Source organism: Paracoccus chinensis (assembly GCF_900102885.1).
Classification (GTDB): Bacteria; Pseudomonadota; Alphaproteobacteria; order Rhodobacterales; family Rhodobacteraceae; genus Paracoccus; species Paracoccus chinensis.
Genome location: NZ_FNGE01000001.1, coordinates 128,502 through 149,434, shown reverse-complemented (window position 1 = coordinate 149,434; position 20,933 = coordinate 128,502). Strand labels below are relative to the sequence as shown.

The 20,933-nt window shown below is 71.2% G+C and carries 11 protein-coding genes and 1 pseudogene; 7 read left to right on the top strand and 5 right to left on the bottom strand.

The features are described 5' to 3' along the window. Nucleotides 1-2: 2 nt before the first annotated feature. From BLQ03_RS00690 to BLQ03_RS00675, 4 genes are read right to left on the bottom strand one after another with little or no spacing between them, the layout of a single operon-like run. Complete coding sequence (locus tag BLQ03_RS00690; RefSeq protein WP_090751612.1) at nucleotides 3-728, bottom strand: PqiC family protein; 726 nt, start codon at nucleotides 726-728, stop codon at nucleotides 3-5. Nucleotides 729-731: 3 nt separating this feature from the next. After that, the gene (locus BLQ03_RS00685) at nucleotides 732-3,119 is read right to left on the bottom strand and encodes a PqiB family protein (protein ID WP_090751610.1); all 2,388 of its coding nucleotides are present in this window, start codon (nucleotides 3,117-3,119) and stop codon (nucleotides 732-734) included. Continuing rightward, entirely contained in the window at nucleotides 3,116-3,790 is a 675-nt protein-coding gene (locus BLQ03_RS00680; protein WP_090751608.1) for a paraquat-inducible protein A, read from the bottom strand. Before BLQ03_RS00680 ends, BLQ03_RS00685 begins: the two co-directional genes overlap by 4 nt. Next, entirely contained in the window at nucleotides 3,787-4,524 is a 738-nt protein-coding gene (locus BLQ03_RS00675) for a paraquat-inducible protein A (protein ID WP_090751606.1), read from the bottom strand. Before BLQ03_RS00675 ends, BLQ03_RS00680 begins: the two co-directional genes overlap by 4 nt. Nucleotides 4,525-4,632: 108 nt before the next feature. On the opposite strand from BLQ03_RS00675, the gene BLQ03_RS00670 reads away from it, so the two are divergent. From BLQ03_RS00670 to BLQ03_RS00640, 7 genes and pseudogenes are all read left to right on the top strand, one after another. Further along, nucleotides 4,633-6,222, top strand: coding sequence for a GMC family oxidoreductase (locus BLQ03_RS00670; protein WP_090751604.1), 1,590 nt, complete (start codon nucleotides 4,633-4,635; stop codon nucleotides 6,220-6,222). 62 nt (nucleotides 6,223-6,284) lie between these two features. Further along, nucleotides 6,285-7,049, top strand: coding sequence for an OmpA/MotB family protein (locus BLQ03_RS00665; RefSeq protein ID WP_090751602.1), 765 nt, complete (start codon nucleotides 6,285-6,287; stop codon nucleotides 7,047-7,049). 87 nt (nucleotides 7,050-7,136) lie between these two features. Next, complete coding sequence (locus tag BLQ03_RS00660) at nucleotides 7,137-8,453, top strand: flagellar hook protein FlgE (RefSeq protein ID WP_090751600.1); 1,317 nt, start codon at nucleotides 7,137-7,139, stop codon at nucleotides 8,451-8,453. Between the two features lie 31 nt (nucleotides 8,454-8,484). Continuing rightward, a pseudogene (locus tag BLQ03_RS18750) lies at nucleotides 8,485-9,356 on the top strand (FlgK family flagellar hook-associated protein); the annotation flags it as partial. A 270-nt stretch (nucleotides 9,357-9,626) separates the two neighbouring features. Further along, a complete protein-coding gene (locus BLQ03_RS19160; RefSeq protein ID WP_425415709.1) occupies nucleotides 9,627-9,932 on the top strand; it encodes a flagellar basal body rod C-terminal domain-containing protein in 306 nt (101 codons plus the stop codon). Further along, the gene (locus tag BLQ03_RS00645) at nucleotides 9,929-10,942 is read left to right on the top strand and encodes a flagellin (RefSeq protein ID WP_090751594.1); all 1,014 of its coding nucleotides are present in this window, start codon (nucleotides 9,929-9,931) and stop codon (nucleotides 10,940-10,942) included. Before BLQ03_RS19160 ends, BLQ03_RS00645 begins: the two co-directional genes overlap by 4 nt. Then, nucleotides 10,942-12,045 carry a flagellar basal body P-ring protein FlgI gene (locus tag BLQ03_RS00640; protein WP_090751592.1) on the top strand — a complete coding sequence of 368 codons (1,104 nt, stop codon included), beginning with the start codon at nucleotides 10,942-10,944 and terminating at the stop codon, nucleotides 12,043-12,045. The genes BLQ03_RS00645 and BLQ03_RS00640 overlap by 1 nt, the downstream gene beginning before the upstream one ends. Before the next feature lie 181 nt (nucleotides 12,046-12,226). Here the strand turns inward: BLQ03_RS00640 and BLQ03_RS00635 are convergent, their stop codons facing one another. Then, nucleotides 12,227-20,785, bottom strand: a complete 8,559-nt coding sequence (locus BLQ03_RS00635) for a GH36-type glycosyl hydrolase domain-containing protein (RefSeq protein ID WP_090751590.1) — start codon at nucleotides 20,783-20,785, stop codon at nucleotides 12,227-12,229. Nucleotides 20,786-20,933 lie beyond the last annotated feature (148 nt).

Here is a 20,933-nt window from a genome sequence, read left to right as displayed (position 1 = left end):
CCTCAGCCCAGCGGCTCGATGCTGACCTCGGGCAGGGGTTCCAGTGGCGCCAGCGGTTCCAGCGGCGTCGAAAAGATCGGATCAAGCTGCGGCGCCGTGGTGCGGATCGTACCGCCTGGTCCGCCCAGCGTGGCGATCTGCGCCGCAAGCTGAGCGATGGCCGCGTTCTGCGCGGCGGCGATGGCGGGCGGAGAGGCCTCGATCTTGCGTGCGCCGCCCCGCGACAGGCTGCTGGCCGAGCCTTGCGTTACCGGCAGCGGCACGGCGATGTCGAAGCTGCGCGCGTGGTTGGTCCCGCCCGCGCTGTCCTGCGAGACGTAATAGCGCCCGCTGAGCCGGTAGATTCCGTCCAGCTGCGCGAGCGCCTTTTCCACCCGCACCTCGACCCGTCGCCGGGGCGGCTCGGCCAGGGGCCAGGGCTCGGCGATGACGGTCGCGCCCGACATGTCGGAAATCGCCCGCGCCAGGGTCAGGGTGAAGGCGCGTTCGGGGTTGTCGGCCCACAGGTTGCGCGGGTTCGACCGCACCGCGCCGTCGCCTGTCTGCCAGGCGACCTCGCCCGAGGCCGCGTATTCGGGCAGCGACACGTCCCGCAGTTCCGCCGTGCCGAGGTTGTTGGCGACGCGGGCCTGCGGCGTCGGCGGATCGATCAGGTAGCGTCCCGTCTTCTCGGGATTGGAGCAGCCCGCCAGCGCCGCGAGGACCAGAAGGGGGAAGGCAAGGCGCATGGTCTATCGTCCCAGGATGAAGGCGCGGGGATTGCGCTCGATGGTGGAGGCGAGGCTGCCGAAGGCTTCGGCCGCGCGGCGCAGGCTGCGCATGGTATTGATGGTCTCGGTGTTGAAGGCCCCGCGGTCGCCGTAAGCGGCGATCACGGACTCGGCGCGCGCGGCCAGCGCCTGGAAGCGCTGCGACAGGCCCGGCAGGGTGGTGGCCGCCTGCGCCACCTGGTCCATTGCCCGGCGCGCCGATTGCAGGGCTGCGTTCAGGTTGCCGGCCGCGCCCCCTTCGCGCAGGTCGTTCAGCAACCCCGAGGCCGCCTGCAGCGTGTCCGACAGGTTGCGCGGAAGCTGCTCGGCATCCTCGGTCCCCAGCATGGCGCGCAGGTCCTCGATCAGCCCGCGGGCCGAGGCGCTGACCCCGGCAAAGTCGAACTCGTCCACCGAGGCCGCGGCCTCGTCCACCTGGAGGACCATCTCGGGCACGTCGGCGGCGGCGTCGCGCACCGCCGTCGCGGCGGCAGAGGCTTCGTCCATGAACTGGCCCACGCGCGGCCCGAGGTTCTGCCCGCGCAGGTCCGAGGCGATGGCGCCCACGTCGCCTGCCGCCGAACCCAGGCTGTCCACGGCATTTCCCAGCCGGTCGGGCAGGCTGCGCGCGGCTTCCGTTCCCAGAACGCCCCGGATGTCGGCCAGCGCCTGGGTGATCTGGTCGCCGATGCCGTCGAAATCCACGTCTCGAATCGAGGTCGTGGCGGTTTCCACGTTCTCGGCGATGCGCGGCAGGCGGTCGGCCACGCCGTTCAGCTTGCCCGCGATCTCGTTGGCGGCAGCGGTCGCGCCCGCGACGTTTTCCACCACGCCCGAGGCGCGCAGGTCCTGCGTGGCCGTGCGCAGTTCCGTCATGGTCACGTTCGCCTCGTCAATGGTGCGGCGCAGCGATTCCGGGATCGCCCGGGTGTCCTGCGAACTGGCGATGGCCGTGACGCTGTTCATCATGTCGGTGGCGGATTTCAGCAGCTCCTCGAGCTTGAGGTTGCCGATCCGCGCCATGAAGCCCTGCGCCGTGGTCGAGATGTCCGACAGGTCCGGCGGGGCTGAGGGGATGACGGGATAGGGCTGGGCATCCGCGACGATCCGCGCGGGCGCCGCGCCGGGCAGGTCCACCAGTTCCACCATCAGCGAGGTGCCGAAGAATCCGGCGCCGGTGATGCGCGCGCGCAGGCCTTCCTCGACGCTGCGGGACAGGAAGGCCAGGGCCTCGTCGGGTCCGGCGTCCTCGGGCTGCCCCATGCGCTGGGGCGAGACCGCCAGCGTGATGTCCTGCAGCACCTGGCCCGGCTGGCCCTCGGGCCCGGGCACGACGCGCACCGACAGGCCCGTGACCCGGCCCACGGTCAGGCCCTGGAACTGGACCTCGGCGCCCTCGGTCAGCCCGCGCACGGCCTCGCTCATCAGCATGGTCAGGCGCAGCTCGTCCTGCGGCGAGGCCGCGAAGAGGCTATTCTGCGCCGTCTGCCGGTCGGGCTGAAGCTGGAACACATGACCCGGCTGCACGGGCTGGCCGCCCGAGGAAAGCGTGGCGAACTCGGCGCCCCCCTGCAGCAGCGACGAGACCGAGGCCACGTCCAGCGAGATGCCATTGGTGCCCAGCGAGACCGAGAAGCCCGAAGTGTCCCAGAAGACGGTGGTCGTGGTCAGCTGCTGGTCGTGCGGCGCTTCAATGAAGACGTCGGCCACCACCGACTCGGCCCCTTCGGCCAGGCGCAGGTTCTGCATCCGCCCGACCGTGAGCCCGCGATAGAAGATCGGTGCGCCCTCGGTCATCCCCGAGGCATCGTTGGCGGTCAGCGTGACCCATGTGCCCCGTTCGTTACTGCGCGTCAGGGGCGCGCGCTCGAGCCCCTCGTGCACCACCAGGTCGGCGCCGCCGGACTCGTTGTCCCACCAGCCCTCGATGAAGGCGCCGGTCAGCACCGTGTCGAGGCGCGAGATGCCCTGGGCCGAGACCTCGGGGCGGACGATCCAGAACTCGGCGTCGTCGTCGATGAACTGGGCGATGTCCTTGTCCACCCGCATGTCCACGATCACCCGCTGCAGGTCGTGGGTGAAGCGCACGGCCTCGACCCGGCCCACGGGGATCTCGCGGAAGCGCAGTTCGGTTTCGCCCGGGGTGATGCCGGTCGCATCGTTGAAGGCGACCGAGACCAGCGTGCCACGCCCGGCATAGGCGTTCCAGGCCAGCGCCATCGTCACCAGCAGCGCGATGATCGGCACGGCCCAGATGACGGACACGCCCGCGCGGGCGGCCCGGGCGGCGGTGCGGCGGACGGGGCTGGCAGGACGCAGGGGGGCGGCGTCCGCGCGGGACGTGTCGTCGGTCGGAGGCGTGTCGGTCATTCGGCTGTTCTGTCCCTGCGCGTGCGAAGCGGCAATCCGCGCCAGATCAGCCGCGGGTCGAAGCTAAGCGCCGAAAGCATGGTGAAGGCAACCGACAGCGCAAAGCTGACGGCGGCGGGGCCGGGGTGGATCGAGGCGACGAAGCCCAGCTGCACCAGCGCCGACAGGATCGCCACCACGAAGACGTCGATCATCGACCAGCGGCCGATGAACTCGACAGCCTCCAGCGCGCGCAGGCGGGTGTGGGCGGCCTCGACGCTGGCGGGCTTGCCCGCCACGCGCGCCAGCCAGGCGATGACGACGAACTTGCCGATGGGCACCACGATCGAGGCCACGAAGACGATCGCGGCGATGCCGTAGTTGCCGTAATGCATCAGGTCCACCACGCCGCCCAGGATGGTGGCCTCGGTGTTCCCGGCCAGCCCCAGGAAGGACTGCGTCCGCAGCATCGGCCACAGGTTCGCGGGGATGTAGAAGATTAGCCCGGCCAGCCACCAGGCCCAGACCGCCTGCAGGCTGCGCCGGTCGGGCGGGGCCAGCCGCGCGCCGCAGCGGCCGCAGACATCCGTGTGCCTGGGCCAGACGCGCCCGCAGCCGCGACAGCCGACCAGCCCCGCGCGATGGGCGGTCAGGACCGGGGCGTGATCGGACAGCCCGTCGGGACCGCTCATCCGGCGCGGTCCGGTGCAGAGGGGGCGCGTTCGACGATCCGGCGCTCGCGGGCGGCGGCGTCAGTATCGGGCACGACCTCGCGCCCGTCGGTGAAGGCGCCGCGGTCCTCCAGCGTGTCCCAGATCGTCGCGGCGCAGGTGAAGACGTCGCTGGCCGCGCCCACGATGATCAGCGCGCAGAAGGCCCAGAAGGCGGGCCCGAGGCTGACCGTCGCCAGTCCCGCGACCTTGACCAGCGCGACCGAGGTGCCGATCACGAAGATTTCCGCCATCGACCAGGGCCGCAGCAGTTCCGACAGCCGGAAGGCCTCGCCCGCATGGCGCGCGGGCCGTCCCTGGCCGCGCATCGGCAGCAGCACATAGACCAGCAGCGCGGCGCGCAGCGCTGGCAAGCCCACGATGAAGGCCAGCATGGCCACCGTCAGTGGCATCAGCCAGCCCTGCGAGAAGGCCATCGCCACCCCGAAGAGCGAGGTCGCATTTCCCAGACCCATCCGCGAGATCTCGAGGAAGGGAAAGAACACTGCCGCCACCATCAGCACCAGCGAGGTAAAGGACAGCGCCACGATCTGGGTGAAGGCGCCCTCGCGCGGGCGGGCCAGCACATGGCCGCAGCGGATGCAGGCCGCCTTTTCGCCGTCAAGCAGCTCGGTTTCCACATGCAGCGCGTCGCAGCGCGGACAGGCGATCAGCCCCGCGCCGGTCCGCATGTCATACTGCCCCGCCTCGATCATGGGCCCAAGATAAGCCGGGCGCGCCGCCGCGCAAGCGCGCCGCTGCGCTTGCTCCGGCTGGCGGCCCTGCTAGCATCACCCGCCACGAGGGGGAGAGGGGTTGCCAGGATGCACGATGTCGTCATTGCAGGGGCGGGCAGCGCCGGCTGCGTGCTGGCCGCCCGCCTGTCCGAGGACCCGCGCCTGCGCGTCCTGCTGATCGAGGCGGGCGACAGCGACCGCTATCCCTGGATCCACATCCCGATCGGCTATCTTTACTGCATCGGCAACCCGCGCACCGACTGGATGTACAAGACCGCGCCCGACCCGGGGCTGCACGGGCGGCAGTTGATCTATCCGCGGGGGCGGGTGCTGGGCGGCTGCAGTTCCATCAACGGGATGCTGTATCTGCGCGGGCAGGCCGCCGATTACGACGGCTGGCGGCAGATGGGCTGCACCGGCTGGGGCTGGGACGACGTGCAGCCCCTGTTCCTCAAGTCCGAGGATTACTTCGCCGGCGCGTCCGAGCATCACGGCGAGGGCGGCCCGTGGCGGATCGAGCGGCAGCGGCTGCGCTGGGACATCCTGGACGACTGGGCGAAGGCCGCGAACGAAGTCGGCATTCCTGCCACCGACGATTTCAACACCGGCGACAACGAGGGCGTGGGCTATTTCAAGGTCAGCCAGAAGTCGGGCTTCCGCGTCTCGGCCGCCCGCGCCTTCCTGCGCCCGGCGATGCGGCGGCCGAACCTGACGGTGCTGACCGGCCGCCACGTCCGCCGCGTGGTCTTCGAGGGCACCCGCGCCGTGGGGCTCGAGCTTTACGCCGACGGCCGGTCCGAGATCGTGCGCGGCGGCCAGATCGTGCTGAGCGCGGGCGCGATCAACACGCCGCAGATCCTGCAGCTCTCCGGCATAGGCCCCGGTGCCCTGCTGCAGGAAATGGGGATTCCCGTCCTGCGCGAGGCCCCGGTCGGCGAGAACCTTCAGGACCACCTGCAACTGCGCTGCAGCTGGAAGGTGTCCGAGGCGCGGACGCTGAACCAGCTCGCCCGCCGCTGGTGGGGCAAGGGGATGATCGGCGCGGAATACGTCCTGCGCCGAACCGGCCCGATGAGCATGGCCCCCAGCCAGCTTGGCGCCTTCGCCCGATCCTCGCCCGACGTGGCGACGCCCGACCTGGAATGGCACGTGCAGCCGCTGAGCCTCGAGGCCTTCGGCCAGCCCCTGCACGATTTCGCCGCCATCACCGCCAGCGTCTGCCACCTGCGGCCAGAAAGCCGGGGTCATGTGCGGATCGGTTCGCCCGACCCGATGCGGCCGCCGGTGATCTCGCCGCATTACCTGTCCACGCCCGGCGACCGCCTGACGGCTGCCCGCGCGATCCGCCTGACGCGGCGCATCATGGCGCAGGCGCCGCTGGCGAAATACCGCCCCGAGGAGTTCAAGCCCGGCCCCGACTACCAGAGCGACGAGGAACTGGCCCATGCGGCCGGGGTGGTCGGCTCGACCATCTTCCATCCCGTGGGCACCGCGCGCATGGGCGCGGACGAGGGCGCGGTGGTGGACCCGCGCCTGCGCGTGCGCGGAGTCGAGGGGCTGCGGGTCGTGGATGCCTCGGTCATGCCCGTGATCACCTCCGGCAACACCAATGCGCCGACGATCATGATCGCGGAAAAGGCGGCCGTGATGATGGCCGAGGAAATGCGCGGCATTTGATCCGTTAACGCCCGGGCAAGTCCCGTCCTGCTAAGGCTCTCCCCAGGGAAACGGGGGTGCCGATGCCGGCTGACAGGACTGCTTCGCCGATCATCATCAAGCGCGTGCAGGGCGGGGGCGAAGCCGGCCACCATGGCGGCGCATGGAAGGTCGCCTATGCGGATTTCGTGACCGCGATGATGGCCTTCTTCCTGCTGATGTGGCTGCTGAACGCCACCACCGAAAAGCAGCGGCAGGGCCTGGCCGAGTATTTCGACCCCACGATCGCGCACTCGCGGTCGGGCGGGGCGGCGGGAGTGGACGGGGGAAGGTCGCTCGACCCTCCGGCGGACCAGTCCGTTTCCGCCCCGGCCGGCGAGGCCGAGATGCAGGAGCTTGCCCGCGCCCTGCAGGATGCGCTGACGGCACGCGGCGGCGAATCGATGCAGCGGGTGAACCTGTTGCGCCATGTCGTCACCCGCATGACCGACGAGGGGCTGGTGATCGAACTGGGCGACGTCGTGAACGAGCCCCTGTTCGAGGGCGAGACGGCCGAGCCCACCCCGGCCCTGCGCAAACTGACGGCGATCCTTGCCTCGGTCCTGGGCCGGGCCAGGAATCAGGTGGCGATCACGGGCCATGTCCGCGCCTTTCCCCGGATGATGATCGACAATCCGGTCTGGCCCCTGTCCGACCAGCGCGCCCATGCGGTGCGCGAACTGCTGGTGCAGGGCCGCCTGGACGAAGGCCGGATCCAGCGCGTCACGGCCTTCGGCGACAAGAAGCCCCGCAACGCTAATGCCATGGACCCGGCCAACAACCGGATCGAGGTGATCCTGCTCAGATGACCGGCTTCGGCGGCCCGCGTTAGCGGGAAATTAAACCCTTGCCTGCATCCTGCGCTTCAACGGCGACTCACAACCAAGGTGATCCGAATGTCGATTTCCTCGTCCCTCAATGCCGGAATCGCCGGCCTCGCCGCGAACGCGACGCGGCTGGCCGGCATTTCGGACAACATCGCGAACTCTGGCACCTATGGCTACAAGCGGGTGAACACGGAATTCGAAAGCCTGGTGATCAGCCAGGCGCGCGGCGCGGGGCTTTACTCGGCGGGCGGCGTGCGGGGGATGAGCACGCGGCTGATCGATGAAAAGGGCGCGCTGGTCACCTCCTCCAACGCGCTGGACATCGCCACGACGGGACGGGGGATGCTGCCGGTCATGCCCTCGGTCCTTCTGGACGTGGGCATGGGGGACCGGCCCATGATGATGACCTCGACCGGTTCTTTCCGCCCCGACGCAGAAGGTGTGCTCAGGACCGATTCGGGGCTGGTGCTGATGGGCTGGCCCGCGAATGCGGACGGGACGATCCCGGTGCAGACGCGCGATGCGGTGGGCGGGCTGCGGCCGGTGGTGCTGAACACCAACCAGACTTCGGCGGACCCGACCACGCGCATGTCGCTGGGCATCAACCTGCCGGCCGGGGCCACGCGGCCGGGCGCAATCCCGACGCCGCAATCGGCCACGATCGAGTATTTCGGCAATCTCGGCACCTCCGAGAACCTGCTTGTCACCTTCACGCCCACCCCCGCCACCGGCGCGCTGCCCTCCAACGGCTGGACAATGGAGATCCGGGACGCCGCGATGGATCCCGCGTCCAACCTGATCGGCAGCTACGCCCTGGTCTTCAACGACCAACCCCCGAGCAGCGGCACCCTGTCTTCGGTGACGACGCTCACGGGCCCGGCCTATGATCCGGCGACGGGTGAGCTTCCGCTGCAGGTCCAGGGCGGACCGATGACGATCGGCATCGGGCGACTGGGGGACCGCAACGGGCTGACCCAGTTCGCGGCCGACTTCGCGCCGACCAACATCACCAAGAACGGCTCGCCCGTCGGCAACCTGGCGACGGTCGAGATCGACGAGCAGGGGATGCTGCGGGCGACCTATGACACGGGCTTCATCCGTACCCTTTACCAGATCCCGCTGGTCGATGTCCCGAACCTGAACGGGCTGACCGCCCTGAACAACCAGACCTACCAGGTCTCGACCACCTCGGGGTCGTTCTTCCTGTGGGACGCGGGCGACGGGCCGACGGGGGCGATCGCGGGCTATGCGCGCGAGGGATCGACCACCGACGTCGCCTCGGAGCTGACCGACCTGATCCAGACCCAGCGCGCCTATTCCTCGAACGCCAAGGTCATCCAGACGGTGGACGAGATGCTGCAGGAAACCACCAACATCAAGCGCTGAGGGGCCGTGCCATGCCGCGGGTTGACCGAAGATGAGCCTGTCGAACGCCCTGTCGAACGCCCTGTCGGGCCTGGGGGCCGCCGCGCGCGGAACCGAGGTCGTGGCCTCGAACCTCGCCAACGCGGCAACGCCCGGCTTTGCCCGGCGCGAGCTGCAGCTGACCTCGCGTCCCGTCATCGCCGGCGGGGGCGGTGTCCAGGTCGAGGGCGTGGCCCGCGTCCTGCGCAACTCGGTCGTGGCGCAGGGCCGCTTGGCGGAAGCCGAGGCGGCGCGGGCCGGAACGCTGGCGGCGTTCCACAAGACCCTGTCCGACGCCGTCGGCGTTCCGGGAGAGGCGGGGGCATTGGCCACGGCGCTGTCGGACTTCGACAGCGCGCTGGTGGCCGCCGGGGCGCGGCCGGAAAGCGAAACGGGCCTCGCGCGCGTCGTCTCGGCCGCCCGCACGCTTGCGGGAACCTGCAACGCCTTGGGTGCCCGGGTGCAGGAGGCGCGGGGCAACGCCGACCGCGCCATCGCCGCCGACGTCGACCGGCTGAACACGGGACTTGCGCGCGTCGCGGACCTCAACCGGCAGATCGCCGTCCAGATGGCCAGCGGCGGTGACGCCAATGCCCTCTGGACGAGCGCCAGCGGATCGTGGACGGTCTGTCCGAGATCGTTCCGATCAAGGAACTGCCCCGCGAGAATGGCAAGGTCGCGCTGTTCACGGCCACCGGCGGCACGCTTCTGGACGGCACGGCGCCGGCGCGCTTCGAGTTCTCGCCCGTCCCGGTCATGACCGCCGAGGCGGTGGGCGCGCCCGCCCTCGGCCTTCTGAGGTTGAACGGTGAGGAGATCCCGCCCGCCCAGATGGGCCGCTTCGCCGGGGGGCGGCTGGCCGCCAACTTCCAGATCCGCGACCTCGACGGGCCCGGCGCGCAGGCAAGCCTCGACGCGGCGGCCCGGGACATTCACGACCGCTTCGCCGCTGGCCCCGACCCCACGCTTCCCCCTGGCGCACCGGGGCTGTTCACCGACCCGGGCGGGGCGGCGACCGCCGTTCCCGGCCTGGCGCAGCGCCTGACCGTCAACGCCGCCGCTGATCCCGCGGCAGGGGGCGCCTTGTGGCGGGTGCGCGACGGCCTTCAGGCATCCGCGCCGGGGCCGGTCGGCAACGCGGACCTGCTGCTTGGAATGCACGAGGCGCTTGGTGCCCTGCGGCCCTCCTCGCTGGCGGGCATGAGCCCCGTGCCCCGGTCGGCCGCGACCCTGGCCGCCGACCTGAGTTCCTGGGCCGCGTCGGGGCGGATCGAGGCCGAGCGCGTGCTGGGCGGTGCGACCGCGCAATCCGCGACCTTCGAGGCGATGCGCCAGCAGGACGGCGTGGACAGCGACCGCGAGATGGAGACTCTGCTGGCGCTGGAACGGGCCTATGCCTCGAACGCGAAGGTGCTGCAGGCCGTCGACGAGATGCTCCAGACAATGCTGAGGCTGACATGAGCAATCCTGTTTCCGGGGGCGACCTGGCGCGCGCCACGATCCTTCGCCAGTCAAGCGGACAGCTCAAGTCGCAGCTGGCCACGCTGACGCAAGAGGCCGCCACCGGCCTCAAGGCCGATGTCCCCGCCGCGACGAACGGCCAGATGGGGCGGCTGGCGCAGGTGCAGGCACGCCTTTCCGCGCTGGCGGCCCATGGCCGGAACGCGGCTCTTGCGCAGGTCGAACTGGGCGGGCTGCAGGCCGCGATGGGAGAACTCGAGGGGATTGCCGTTGACATGGGGCCCGGTCTGCAGACGGCGGCCACCATGGGCGACGACACCAGCCTTGCCGTCCGGGCCGGGGAAGCGCGGCAGGATTTCGGGACGGCCGTGCGCCTGCTCAATGTCGATGTGGGCGGCCGCTACCTGCTGTCGGGGACGGCCGTGGACAGGCCGCCCCTCTCCGATCCCGAGGATATCCTTGCCGCCGCGAAAGCCCAGGTGGCTGGGCTGACCGCGCCCGCCGACATCACCTTGGCGCTTGCGGCCTGGTTCGAGGCCCCGGCGGGCGCGGGCGGGTTCGCGGACAGCCAGTTCCACGGCAATGCCGCCGCGCGCGAGGTCGCGGTCTCGCCCGACAAGGCGGTGCGGCAGGATCTGAGCGCGCTCGATCCATCCTTTCGCGGGCTTCTGAAGGGCTTGGCGATGGCGGCGCTGGCAGACGATCCCGACCTCGGCCTGACGCGGGACGGCAAGGCCGCGCTGCTGGCCGAAGCCGGCCGGCAGGTGAGCGGCGCCGGGACCACGCTGACGATGCGGCGCGCCGAGGTCGGCCTGCTGGAGGAAACGGTCGAGCGCGCCTCGAGCCGGAACGCGGCCGAGACCACGGCGATGTCGCTGGCGCGGTCCGACATCCTGGCCGCCGATCCCTATGAGACCGCCACGGCCCTGACCCAGGCCGAGGCCAGCCTGCAGAACCTTTACGCCCTGACGGCACGGCTGTCGCGCCTTTCGCTGACGGATTACCTCTGATGGCGGCATTCACACGGATTCTCGCGCTTGTCCTGCTGCTGCCCTGCCTTGCCTGGGCGGCCCCGGTCCGGATCAAGGACCTGGCCACCGTGGACGGGGTCCGGGGCAACGACCTTCTGGGCTACGGACTGGTGATCGGCCTGAACGGTACCGGCGACAGCCTGCGCAACACGCCCTACACCGAGGAGATGCTGGGCAGCCTGCTGGAACGCCTTGGGGTGAACGTCACAGGCGAGAGCTTCCGGCCCAAGAACGTGGCGGCCGTCATGGTGACCGGCACGCTGCCGCCCTTCGCCCATGCGGGCGGGCAGATCGACGTCACGGTCTCGGCCATCGGCGACGCGAAGAGCCTGCTCGGGGGCACGTTGATCATGACGCCGCTGAATGCCGCCGATGGCGAGGTCTACGCGGTGGCGCAAGGGTCGATCATCGCGGGCGGCGTCTCGGCCGAGGGCGAGGCCGCCTCGGTCGTCCAGGGGGTGCCGACCTCGGGGCACATCCCCTCGGGCGCGCGGGTCGAGCGCGAGGTCGATTTCGACTTCAGCCAGATGTCGAGCTTCCGCCTGGCGCTGCGCTCGGCCGACTTCACCACCGCCGCGCGGATCGAGAAGGCGATCAACGACGACTTGGGGGACGGGGTGGCGACGCTGCTGGACGCGACGACGATCTCGATCGACTCCACCAGCCTCGGCACGGTGAACCCGGCGCGGCTGGTGGGCCGCATCGAGAACATCTCGGTCGAGCCGGAAAGCCGCGCCCGCGTCGTGGTCGATCACCGCTCGGGCACCATCGTGATGGGCGAGGAGGTGCGGATTTCCCGCGTCGCGGTCTCGCAGGGGAACCTGACGCTGCGGGTGCGCGAGACGCCCATGGTGTCGCAACCCAATCCCTTCTCGCCCGGCGAGACGGTTGTCGTGCCGCGCACCGACGCCGAGATCACGCAGGAGCCGGGAATCGGCTTTGCCGAGGTCAGCGGAGAGTCCTCGCTGTCCGACGTGGTCGCGGGGCTGAACGCGCTGGGGGTCCGCCCGCGCGAGCTGATCGACATCCTCAAGGCCGTCCATGCCGCGGGCGCGCTGCACGCCGAGTTCATCGTGAACTGAGGGAAGGCGGGGCCGATGCCTGCCGCGCCTTCCATGCAGGGCGGGATTGCCCCTTATGTGGCCATCTGGCCTTCGGGAATGCCCCTGTTTGCCCTTGCGGTGAGGACGTCTTGCCCCAAGGTTAACGGTTAACGGGGCCTCGACCTTGGTCCCTGAGGCCGGGAGCCGGGACCCGCCGACCTTAGGTGCCGGCAGATTCCCCGATGAGACCGGGCAGGGCGACAAGCCGGCCTTCTCCGATCTCCTGCCCGTCCAGGGTGATGCGGGTCCGGCCGTCCTCCCGGGTCACGGCGATCTCGTGCGTCGCGCCGTTGCCGGACAGGCGGGCCGTGAAGCCGGGCCAGTCGTCGGGCAGGCTGGGGTCGATCTCGATCCCGCCCGGGCGGCGGCGGATGCCCAGCAGCCCCTCAACGGCCGCGCGGTACATCCAGCCGGCCGAGCCCGTGTACCAGGTCCAGCCGCCGCGCCCCATCTTGTCGCGCGCGGCATAGACATCGGCGGCGACCACATAGGGCTCGACCCGGTAGACCTCGGCCGAGCGGGCGTCCAGCGCGTGGTTGACGGGGTTCAGCGCGCTCAGCAGCCGGTGGGCGCGGGTGCCGTCGCCGTGGCGCGCCAGCGCATAGACCATCCAGGCGGCGGCATGGGTGTACTGGCCGCCGTTCTCGCGCACGCCCGGCGGATAGGACTTGATGTAGCCCGGCTCGGCCGGCGTGTTCTGGAAGGGAGGCGTGAACAGCCGCAGCAACTGGCCATCGCGGTCGAACAGCTGCGCCAGCGCCGCGTCCACGCCCTCGCGCGCACGGTCGGCCCGGCCCGCGCCCGAGATCATGGCCCAGCTTTGCGCGATGCTGTCGATGCGGCATTCGGGGCTGCCCGCCGATCCCAGCGGCGTTCCGTCGTCGAAATAGCCGCGCCGGTACCAGGCGCCGTCCCAGCCCGCCTTGTCCAGCGCCTGCGCCACGCGATCGGCATGGGCTTCCCATGCGTCGGCGCGGGCATGGTCGCCCCGCGCCCGGGCAAGGGGCGCGAAGGCCGCGATGGTGTCGCACAGGAACCAGCCCAGCCAGACGCTTTCGCCGCGCCCTTCCTCGCCCACGCGGTTCATGCCGTCGTTCCAGTCGCCGCCGAGGATCAGGGGCAACCCGCGCTCGCCCGTGCGCGCCATCGCCAGGTCCAGCGCCCGGGCGCAATGCTCATAGACCGGGGCCTGCTCCTCGGACGGCTGGGGCTCGAAGAAGCGGTCGTGCTCGCCCGGCTCCAGCGCGGGGCCGGTGAGGAAGGGCACGGCCTCGTCCAGGATCGCGGCGTCGCCCGTGGAGGCGACGTAAAGCGCGGTGATGTGGCCAAGCCAGACCACGTCGTCCGAGATCATCGTCCGCACGCCCATGCCCGTGCGCGGCAGCCACCAGTGCTGGACGTCCCCTTCGGGGAACTGGCGCGAGGCCGCGTTCAGGATCTGGCGGCGGCAGAGGCCCGGGTCCTGCAGGATCAGGGCGCTGGTGTCCTGCAACTGGTCGCGGAAGCCGAAGGCGCCCGAGGCTTGGTAGAAGGCGGTGCGCGCGCGGATGCGGCAGGCCAGCGCCTGATAGGGCAGCCAGATGTTCACCATCAGGTTCAGCGCCGGGTCGGGCGTCTGCACCTGAAGGCGGCCCAGCACCTCGTCCCAGCCCGCGCGGGCCGAGGCCAGCGCGCGGTCGGCCGCGTCGGGCGCGGTTGCGGCGGCGATCACGCCCGCGATCTCGGGCTCGGGCGCATTGGCCAGGACCAGCGTGGCGCTGGCCGTCTCGCCCGGCTGCAGCACCATCGGCCAGCGGATGGCGAGGCAAGGGTCGCCCGCCGCCTCGGCCTGCGGCCAGGCGGCCAGCGCCGCCGGCTGCGACAGCTGCCCCAGGCGGCCGAGGAAGGCCTGCCGATCGCCGCAATGCGCGTCCACGGCGCGGTCGCAGGCCAGCGCGGTGATGCGGCCTGCGTGCTCGGTGGAGAACGGGTTGCGGGCCAGCGCGGCGTTCATCGCGGGCTCGAAGCGGGTCTGGACCATGGGCGCGCTGCGGCTGCGGTCGGTGCCCAGCACCAGCTCCGCATAGGCGATCCCTTGCAGGCTCAGCACCCGCGCGGTGCGGTTCGTGACCGTCAGCCGCGTCACGCGTGCCGGGGCGTCCTCGGCCAGCGTCATGGTGGCCTCGAGCCGCACCCAGCCGTAATCGGCGGTGAAGCGCGAGTAGCCAAGGCCATGGGCGATCTCGTGGACCGCGTCGGGGTCCTCGGACAGTCCCAGGAACGGGGTCGCAGTGCGGCCGGTGGCGGGATCGTGGATCAGCAGCGCCTCGCCCGGGCGGTTCGTCACCGGGTCGTTCGACCAGGGCGTGATCTGGTAGTCGCGCGAGTTCACCGCCCAGGTGTAGGGCGCGCCCTCGGCCGAGACGTGGAAGCCGAAGTTCTCGCGCGCGACGACGTTGATCCAGGGATGCGGCGTCTGGCGGTCGCGGGTGATCCGCAGGACGTATTCGCGCCCGTCCGGGGCGAAGCCCCCGTAGCCGTTCCAGAACAGCAGGGGCGAGCGCGAGGGCGCGGCCGGGCGGGGATCGCGCAGGGCCGGGACAGGGCGGCGCGCCTCGCGCCGGGCAGGGACAGGCGCGGGGGCAGGGCCCGCGTCGCGCAGCCGGTCGATCTGCTCCGCCAGCCGCCCGTTGCGGGTGTGCAGCATGATCCGCGCGGCCGAGACCAGCGTGTCGAAGCTGGCCTTGCTGATCTGGTCGCGCCGGACGGCGTGGACGTGGCGCGGCGCGTCGGGCCCGGCCGCCTGGCGCGCGGTGTCCACCACCGTCTGGATCGCGTGCTGGAGGTCCTGCACATAGCTCGAGGCGCGCTCGTTCAGGATCACCACGTCATGGGCGACGCCCCGGGTGCGCAGGAACTCGTGCATCCGCAGCGCCTCGCGGATGATGGGCAGGTCGGCCTCGTCGTCGATGCGCAGAAGAAGGATCGGGTCGTCGCCCGAGATACCCATGGGCCACAGGTCGGACTGTGGGCCCAGTTCGGTGCGGCGCTTGGGCGTCGCGGCCAGGCGCAGGTCGGGCCAGACCAGCAGCGCGGCATAAGCCCGGAACAGCTTGGCCTGGTCGAGCGTGACGTTCAGGTGGCGCAATTGGACCTGCGAATAGGTCCAGGCCAGCCGCAGCTCGTGTTCGAAGACCGAAGCGCGGGCGTAATGTGCCGCCATGCGGTCGCGGTCCTCGGCCGTGTCCGCGATCAGCGTCCAGAAGGTCAGCGAGACGGACTTGCCCGCGGGCACCCGCACCCGGCGGCGGATGGCGAAGATCGGGTCCAGCGTGTGCCCCTGCGTCCCCGTCAGCGTGGCGCCGCGCTCGAAGGCGGCGGGGTTGCGGATCGAACGCCCGCGCCCGACGAAGGCGCGGCGGTCGGTTTCCGCATCGGCCCCCGGCGTGATCGCGCCCTCGGGGCCCGCGACCAGATGGGCCAGATAGACGGGGCGGCCCCTGGGGTCGCGCGGCCGCCGCTCGGCCACGATCAGGGCGCCGCCCTCGCGGATCTCGGTCTGGACGAACATCTTGGAAAAGGCCGGATGCGCGCGGTCGGACGCCGGGTTGTCCAGCACGATCTCGCCATAGGAGGTGATCTCGATCGTCTTGTCGGACCCCGAGCGGTTGCGCAGCGTCAGGCGGCGGCCGTCGGCGTGGCCCTCGGTCGCGGCGATGACCTCGAGCCGGCTTTCGATGGCGTTGGCGGTCTTGAGGAACTCGGCCTTGTGGTCGGCGAAGACCACGCTTGACCGTTCGTCGGGCCCCGAGCAGGGGGAATGGGTGGCCGACCACCATTCGCCCGACTGCATGTCGCGCAGGAAGACGAAGATGCCGCCGTCGTCCAGCGTCGGGTCCGGCGTCCAGCGGTTCAGCGCCGTGCCGCCCAGCATCGACCGCCCCGCCCCCGTCGAGGATAGCAGCGTCGAGAAGGGTCCGTTCGACAGAAGCGCCACCTCGCGCTCGGCACGGCCGGGTTCGTCCACGGCGGTCAGGGTGTCGCCGTTGCCGGCCAGCGCGCCCCGGCCCAGCACGTTCGCGGGCGGGCGCCGGGTCACGGGCGTGATGTCGCGGGGCGATTTTTCCTGCAGCAGCAGTTCGGATGCCCGCACCACGGGGTCGGCATGGAAGCGTTCGCGGTGGATGCCGTCCATCACCGTGTTGGCGATGGCCATGATCGACATGCCGTGGTGATGGGCCATGACGTTCCTGACCACCGAATGGGTCTTGCCTTCGCGCAGGCGCGAGGGGGCGAAGTCCACGGCGTCATAGAAGCCGTAAGCCCCCTCGGCCCCCAGGTCCCGCAGCCGCGCAAGGTTGAGCGCCGCGTCATGGGGCCGGATCTGCGCGGCCAGGATCGAGGCATAGGGCGCCACGACATAGTCGCCATAGGCCCGCTTCAGCGCCAGCACCGGCACCCCGAAGGCGTAGTACTGGTAGTTCATCTGCCGGTCGCGGGCATTGAACGCGCTTTCGGAAATGCCCCAGGGCAGCCCGTGCGAGCGGCCCCAGTCCATCTGGACCTGCACCGCCATCATGTTGGAATGGTTCAGGATGCCGCCCTGCCGTTCCTTCAGCAGCAGGGGCGGCATCAGGTATTCGAACATGCAGCCCGACCAGGACAGCAGCGCCCCCTGGTGGCCAACGGTGGCGAAGGGGCGGCCCAGGCGCGCCCAGTGTTCCTTGCGGATGTCGCCCTTGGCAATGGCCAGGAAGCTCGTCAGGCGCGCCTCGGAGGCCAGCAGGTCATAGGAGCTTTCGTCCAGCTGGTCGTCGAGCGGCCGGTAGCCGATCGACAGCAGAAGCTTGTCGGCCTGGACGAACAGGCTGAAGTCCATCCCGAAGGCCAGCATCCGCGCGCGCTCGGCCAGCAGGCGGGTGCGCAGCATGAACAGCTCGATGGCCTCGCGCCCCTCGGGGGCGGGGGTCATCACGTCGCGGGTGTCCCGTTCCAGAAGCCGCGCCCAGGCCAGCGCCTCGGCGGCCCCGCCCTGCGTCGCCGCGTCCAGCTCGGCCGCGAGCCGCGCGATCTCGGCCGCGCGGGTGATCAGTTGCGACGCGGCCAGCGGGTCCGACACCGGCCGCCCGCCCATCTGGTCCAGGACGCCCCGTATCCCCGCGATGGACCCGTCCATCGCCCGGCGCAGGTCGCGCAGGCTGCGCCGGTCCTCGCCCAGCGCCTCAAGCTCCAGCTGCAGGTTGGCCAGCGCGTCGCCCAGGCCCGCCGTGCGGCGGCGGCGGACCGAGGGCGCATCCTCGGCCCAGGCCCGCAGACCCGCCGACAGCGCGATCAGCAGCCCTGCCAGGTTGCCGCTGTCCACGGCCGAGACATAGGGCGCGGGCAGCACGGCCAGGTTGCGGGTGTCGTACCAGTTGAAGAAATGGCCCCGGAAGCGGGCCATCCGCTCCATCGAGGAGATCGTGGCGTCGATCCGCGTCAGGGCCGTGTCCAGCCCGATCCAGCCGAAGTCATGGGCCGACATCACCGACATCAGGTAAAGCCCGATGTTGGTGGGCGAGGTCCGTTCGGCCAGCTTGGGTTCCGGGTCGGCCTGCCAGTTGTCGGGGGGCAGGTGGTTCGTCTCGGGGCCGACAAAGGTTTCGAAATAGCGCCAGGTGCGGCGGGCGATGCGGCGCAGCTCGGCCTCGTCCCCGGGCGACAGAAGCAGCCGGTCCTCGGTTTCCAGGGGCCGCGAGGCGCGGTCCATGATCCAGGGCGCGGCGATCCAGACGCCGCCGAAGATCAGCGCCAGGGGCAGCGCGGTGGGGTTCAGGGCGGCGGTGGCGAGGATGCCCAGCACCCCGATGACGGGCGAGGCGATCATGCGCCGGTATTCGGCCCGGACGCCCGCGCCCGCCGAGCGGCCCGCGTCGCGCGCCGTGGTCCATTCCAGCAGGTGCCGACGGCTGACGAACATCCGCCACAGCGACCGCCCGACCGCGTCCAGCGAGGCCGCCGCCCGGTGCGCCGCCGTCGCCAGCCGCAGGCCCAGCTGGGTGACGTAGGTCAGAAGGTCGCGGCCCATGTGGCGCAGGTGGTAATCCCAGGACACGCCATAGCCGGGACGGAACACGCGCATGTCGATCTGCAGGATGGGCACCAGCGCCACCAGCAGGATCAGCGCCCCCTGCCACAGGATGGCATGGCCGTCGTCCAGCACCAGCCAGCCGAAGCCCGAGGCCGCGACCCAGGCGGGCGTGACCAGCGAGCGGCGCAGGTTGTCCACCATCTTGAACCGCGCGAGCCCCGACAATCCGTTGCGGGGATCCACGATCATCGGCAGCAACTGCCAGTCGCCGCGCGTCCAGCGGTGCTGGCGGCTGGCCTCGGTCGCGTAGCGGATGGGGAAGTCCTCGACCACCTCGACATCCGTGACCAGCGCCGCGCGGGCGAGGCTGCCTTCCAGCAGGTCGTGGGACAGGATCGTGTTTTCCTTGAGCCGCCCTTCCAGCGCGCGCTCGAAGGCATCGACGTCATAGATGCCCTTGCCGGTGAAGCTGCCCTCGCCCGCGAGATCCTGGTACAGGTCCGAGACGGTGAAGACATAGGGGTCGAGCCCCCGGTTGGCCGAGAAGATGCGCTGGAAGACCGAGGCCTCGGCCCCCGTGGTCAGCGAGGGCGTCACGCGCGGCTGCATGATGCCGTGGCCGCGGACCACCACGCCGTCCTCGCGGTGGACGGGACGGTTCACGGGATGCATCATCTTGCCGGCCAGCGCGCTGACGGTGTCGCGCGGCAGGCGGGTGTCGCTGTCCAGCGTCACCACGTAGCGGATGCCCTCGGGGGGCGTCGGCCCGGTGGGCAGGAAGCTGGTGCCCTCGCGCCCGCGCAGAAGCTGGTTCAGTTCCGTCAGCTTGCCGCGCTTGCGTTCCCACCCCATCCAGGCGCCTTCGGACGGGTTCCACTGCCGCCGGCGGTGCAGAAGGAAGAAGCGCCGGACGCCGCCATGGTCATAGCGTTCCGCCAGCGCGTCGATGCGGGCGCGGGCATGGGCCAGCAGGCGCTGGTCCTCGGGCAGGGTCTCGCGGGGGGCGTCCTTCCAGTCCGACAGCAGCGCGAAGAAGACGTCGCCCAGGGGGTTGGCGAGGTAATGCGATTCCAGCATCTCGGCCAGTTCGTCGATCGCGTCGACCGAGGTGATCATGCCGGGGATGACGACCAGCGTGCGCGCCTCGGCGGGCACCCCGTCGCGGAAGTCATAGGCGGGCAGCCGCCGCGGCGGGACGATGCGCGCGGCCAGGAAGGCGATGGCATGCATGGCCGTGTCCGAGGCGGGCAGCACCGCCAGCGCCAGCAGCAGCGCCGCCTGCCAGCCCTGCAGCCGGTCGGGCAGGGCATGGCCGAGCGAGGCCACCAGCATGGCGGTCAGGGCGACCAGCGGCAGGGCCAGCACCCACCAGCCGGCGCCGCGCGCCAGGGGCGCCAGCCGCTCGAAGAAGCGGGGGCGATAGCCCGCATCCGCGCGGAAGGACGGGCGGTCGTCGCCGACCAGAAGATGGCCCACCGCGACGCGGGCGGCCGGGGGCTCGCCGCGCTGGGTGGCCTCGGCCCGGGCGCGGTCAATGGCGCGCTGGGCGACCTCGGTCTCGGTCAGGTCCGAGCGGCGGGCGATGCGCTCGATCTCGGTGCGGTAATCCGCGCGCGTGGCCTGGTTGAGACGGTCGAACTCGGTTGCGCCGGCCAGCAGGGCATCGACATGGCTGACGCCCTCGAACCAGTCGAGCCAGTCGATCTCGCCCATGCGGCGCAGGCTGCGGATGATGTTGCCGACGGTCACGTTGCCGCTGGACTGGCGCGCGTATTCGGCCTGGACGGCCCGCTCGGCGCCCTGCGCCTGGCCCAGGCGCCGTTCCAGCGCCGTCAGCGCGGCCTGCGCGTCCGGGCCGCCGTCGCGCAGGCGATACAGAAGCTGGGCGGCCACGGTGTCGTTGGTGACCAGCGCGCCGTGGCGTTCGATCACGGCGGCGGCGCGGCTGCCCTGCGCCTCGGCCAGTTCGTCGGCCAGGGCGTTGGCGAAGGCGCGGCGTTCGCGCGCCAGCACCACGCGGTCGGACAGGCGGCGCAGGTTTTCCACCAGCACATAGCGCAGGAAGGTGGGCACGGCCCAGAGTTCGGCGATGGCCAGCGTCGTGACGGACTGGTAGCCGCGCAGGAACTGGGTCAGCGCCTCGGCGGTGATTTCCGAATTGGTCAGCGCCACGAAATACCAGGCGATCACCAGGGCGCGCGGGGCCGTGCCGCCGCCCGACAGCGCCGCGGAGGGCAGGCGGTTCAGGAAGGCCGGGTTCAGCGCCTGCCGCAACTGGCGCAGGTTCTCCTCGACCATGTGGTGGTTGTCGATCAGCCATTCGGCGGCGGGGGTGATCGTGTCGCCCCGCTCCTCGGCCGCGACCGTGTCGAGGTAGTTGCGCCGGATCGCGGCCTGGTTGTCGATCAGCCGCGCGATGGGACGCGCGGGCGCGTCCGCCAGCTCGGGCCGCAGGGTCGAGGCCAGTTCCGCCCCCGCGTCCTGCAGCGAGCGGCCCGTCCAGATGTCCAGCCGGATCGGCAGGGGGATGTCGCCCCAGGCGCGCGGCAGGTCGCGCCGCCCGCGCCCGTTCGCCCGCGCGCCCCGGTCCCGCAGGCGCAGGGCCTGTTCAAGGCTGGTGGCGCCGCTGCGGCGGCGGCCGCGCGCGATCCGGGGGCTGTCCTTCGTCATGTCCTGTCCCGATTGGTTATGCCCGCAAGGGTGGTGCGGCACCGGGGAAAGCGCAATCCCCGCGGCCGGGTTCCCGGCCCCGCGCCCCTCCGCGGCCCCCTGTCGCGCCCGCCGCAACTGCGCTATGGCACCTGCGTCAGCCCGAATG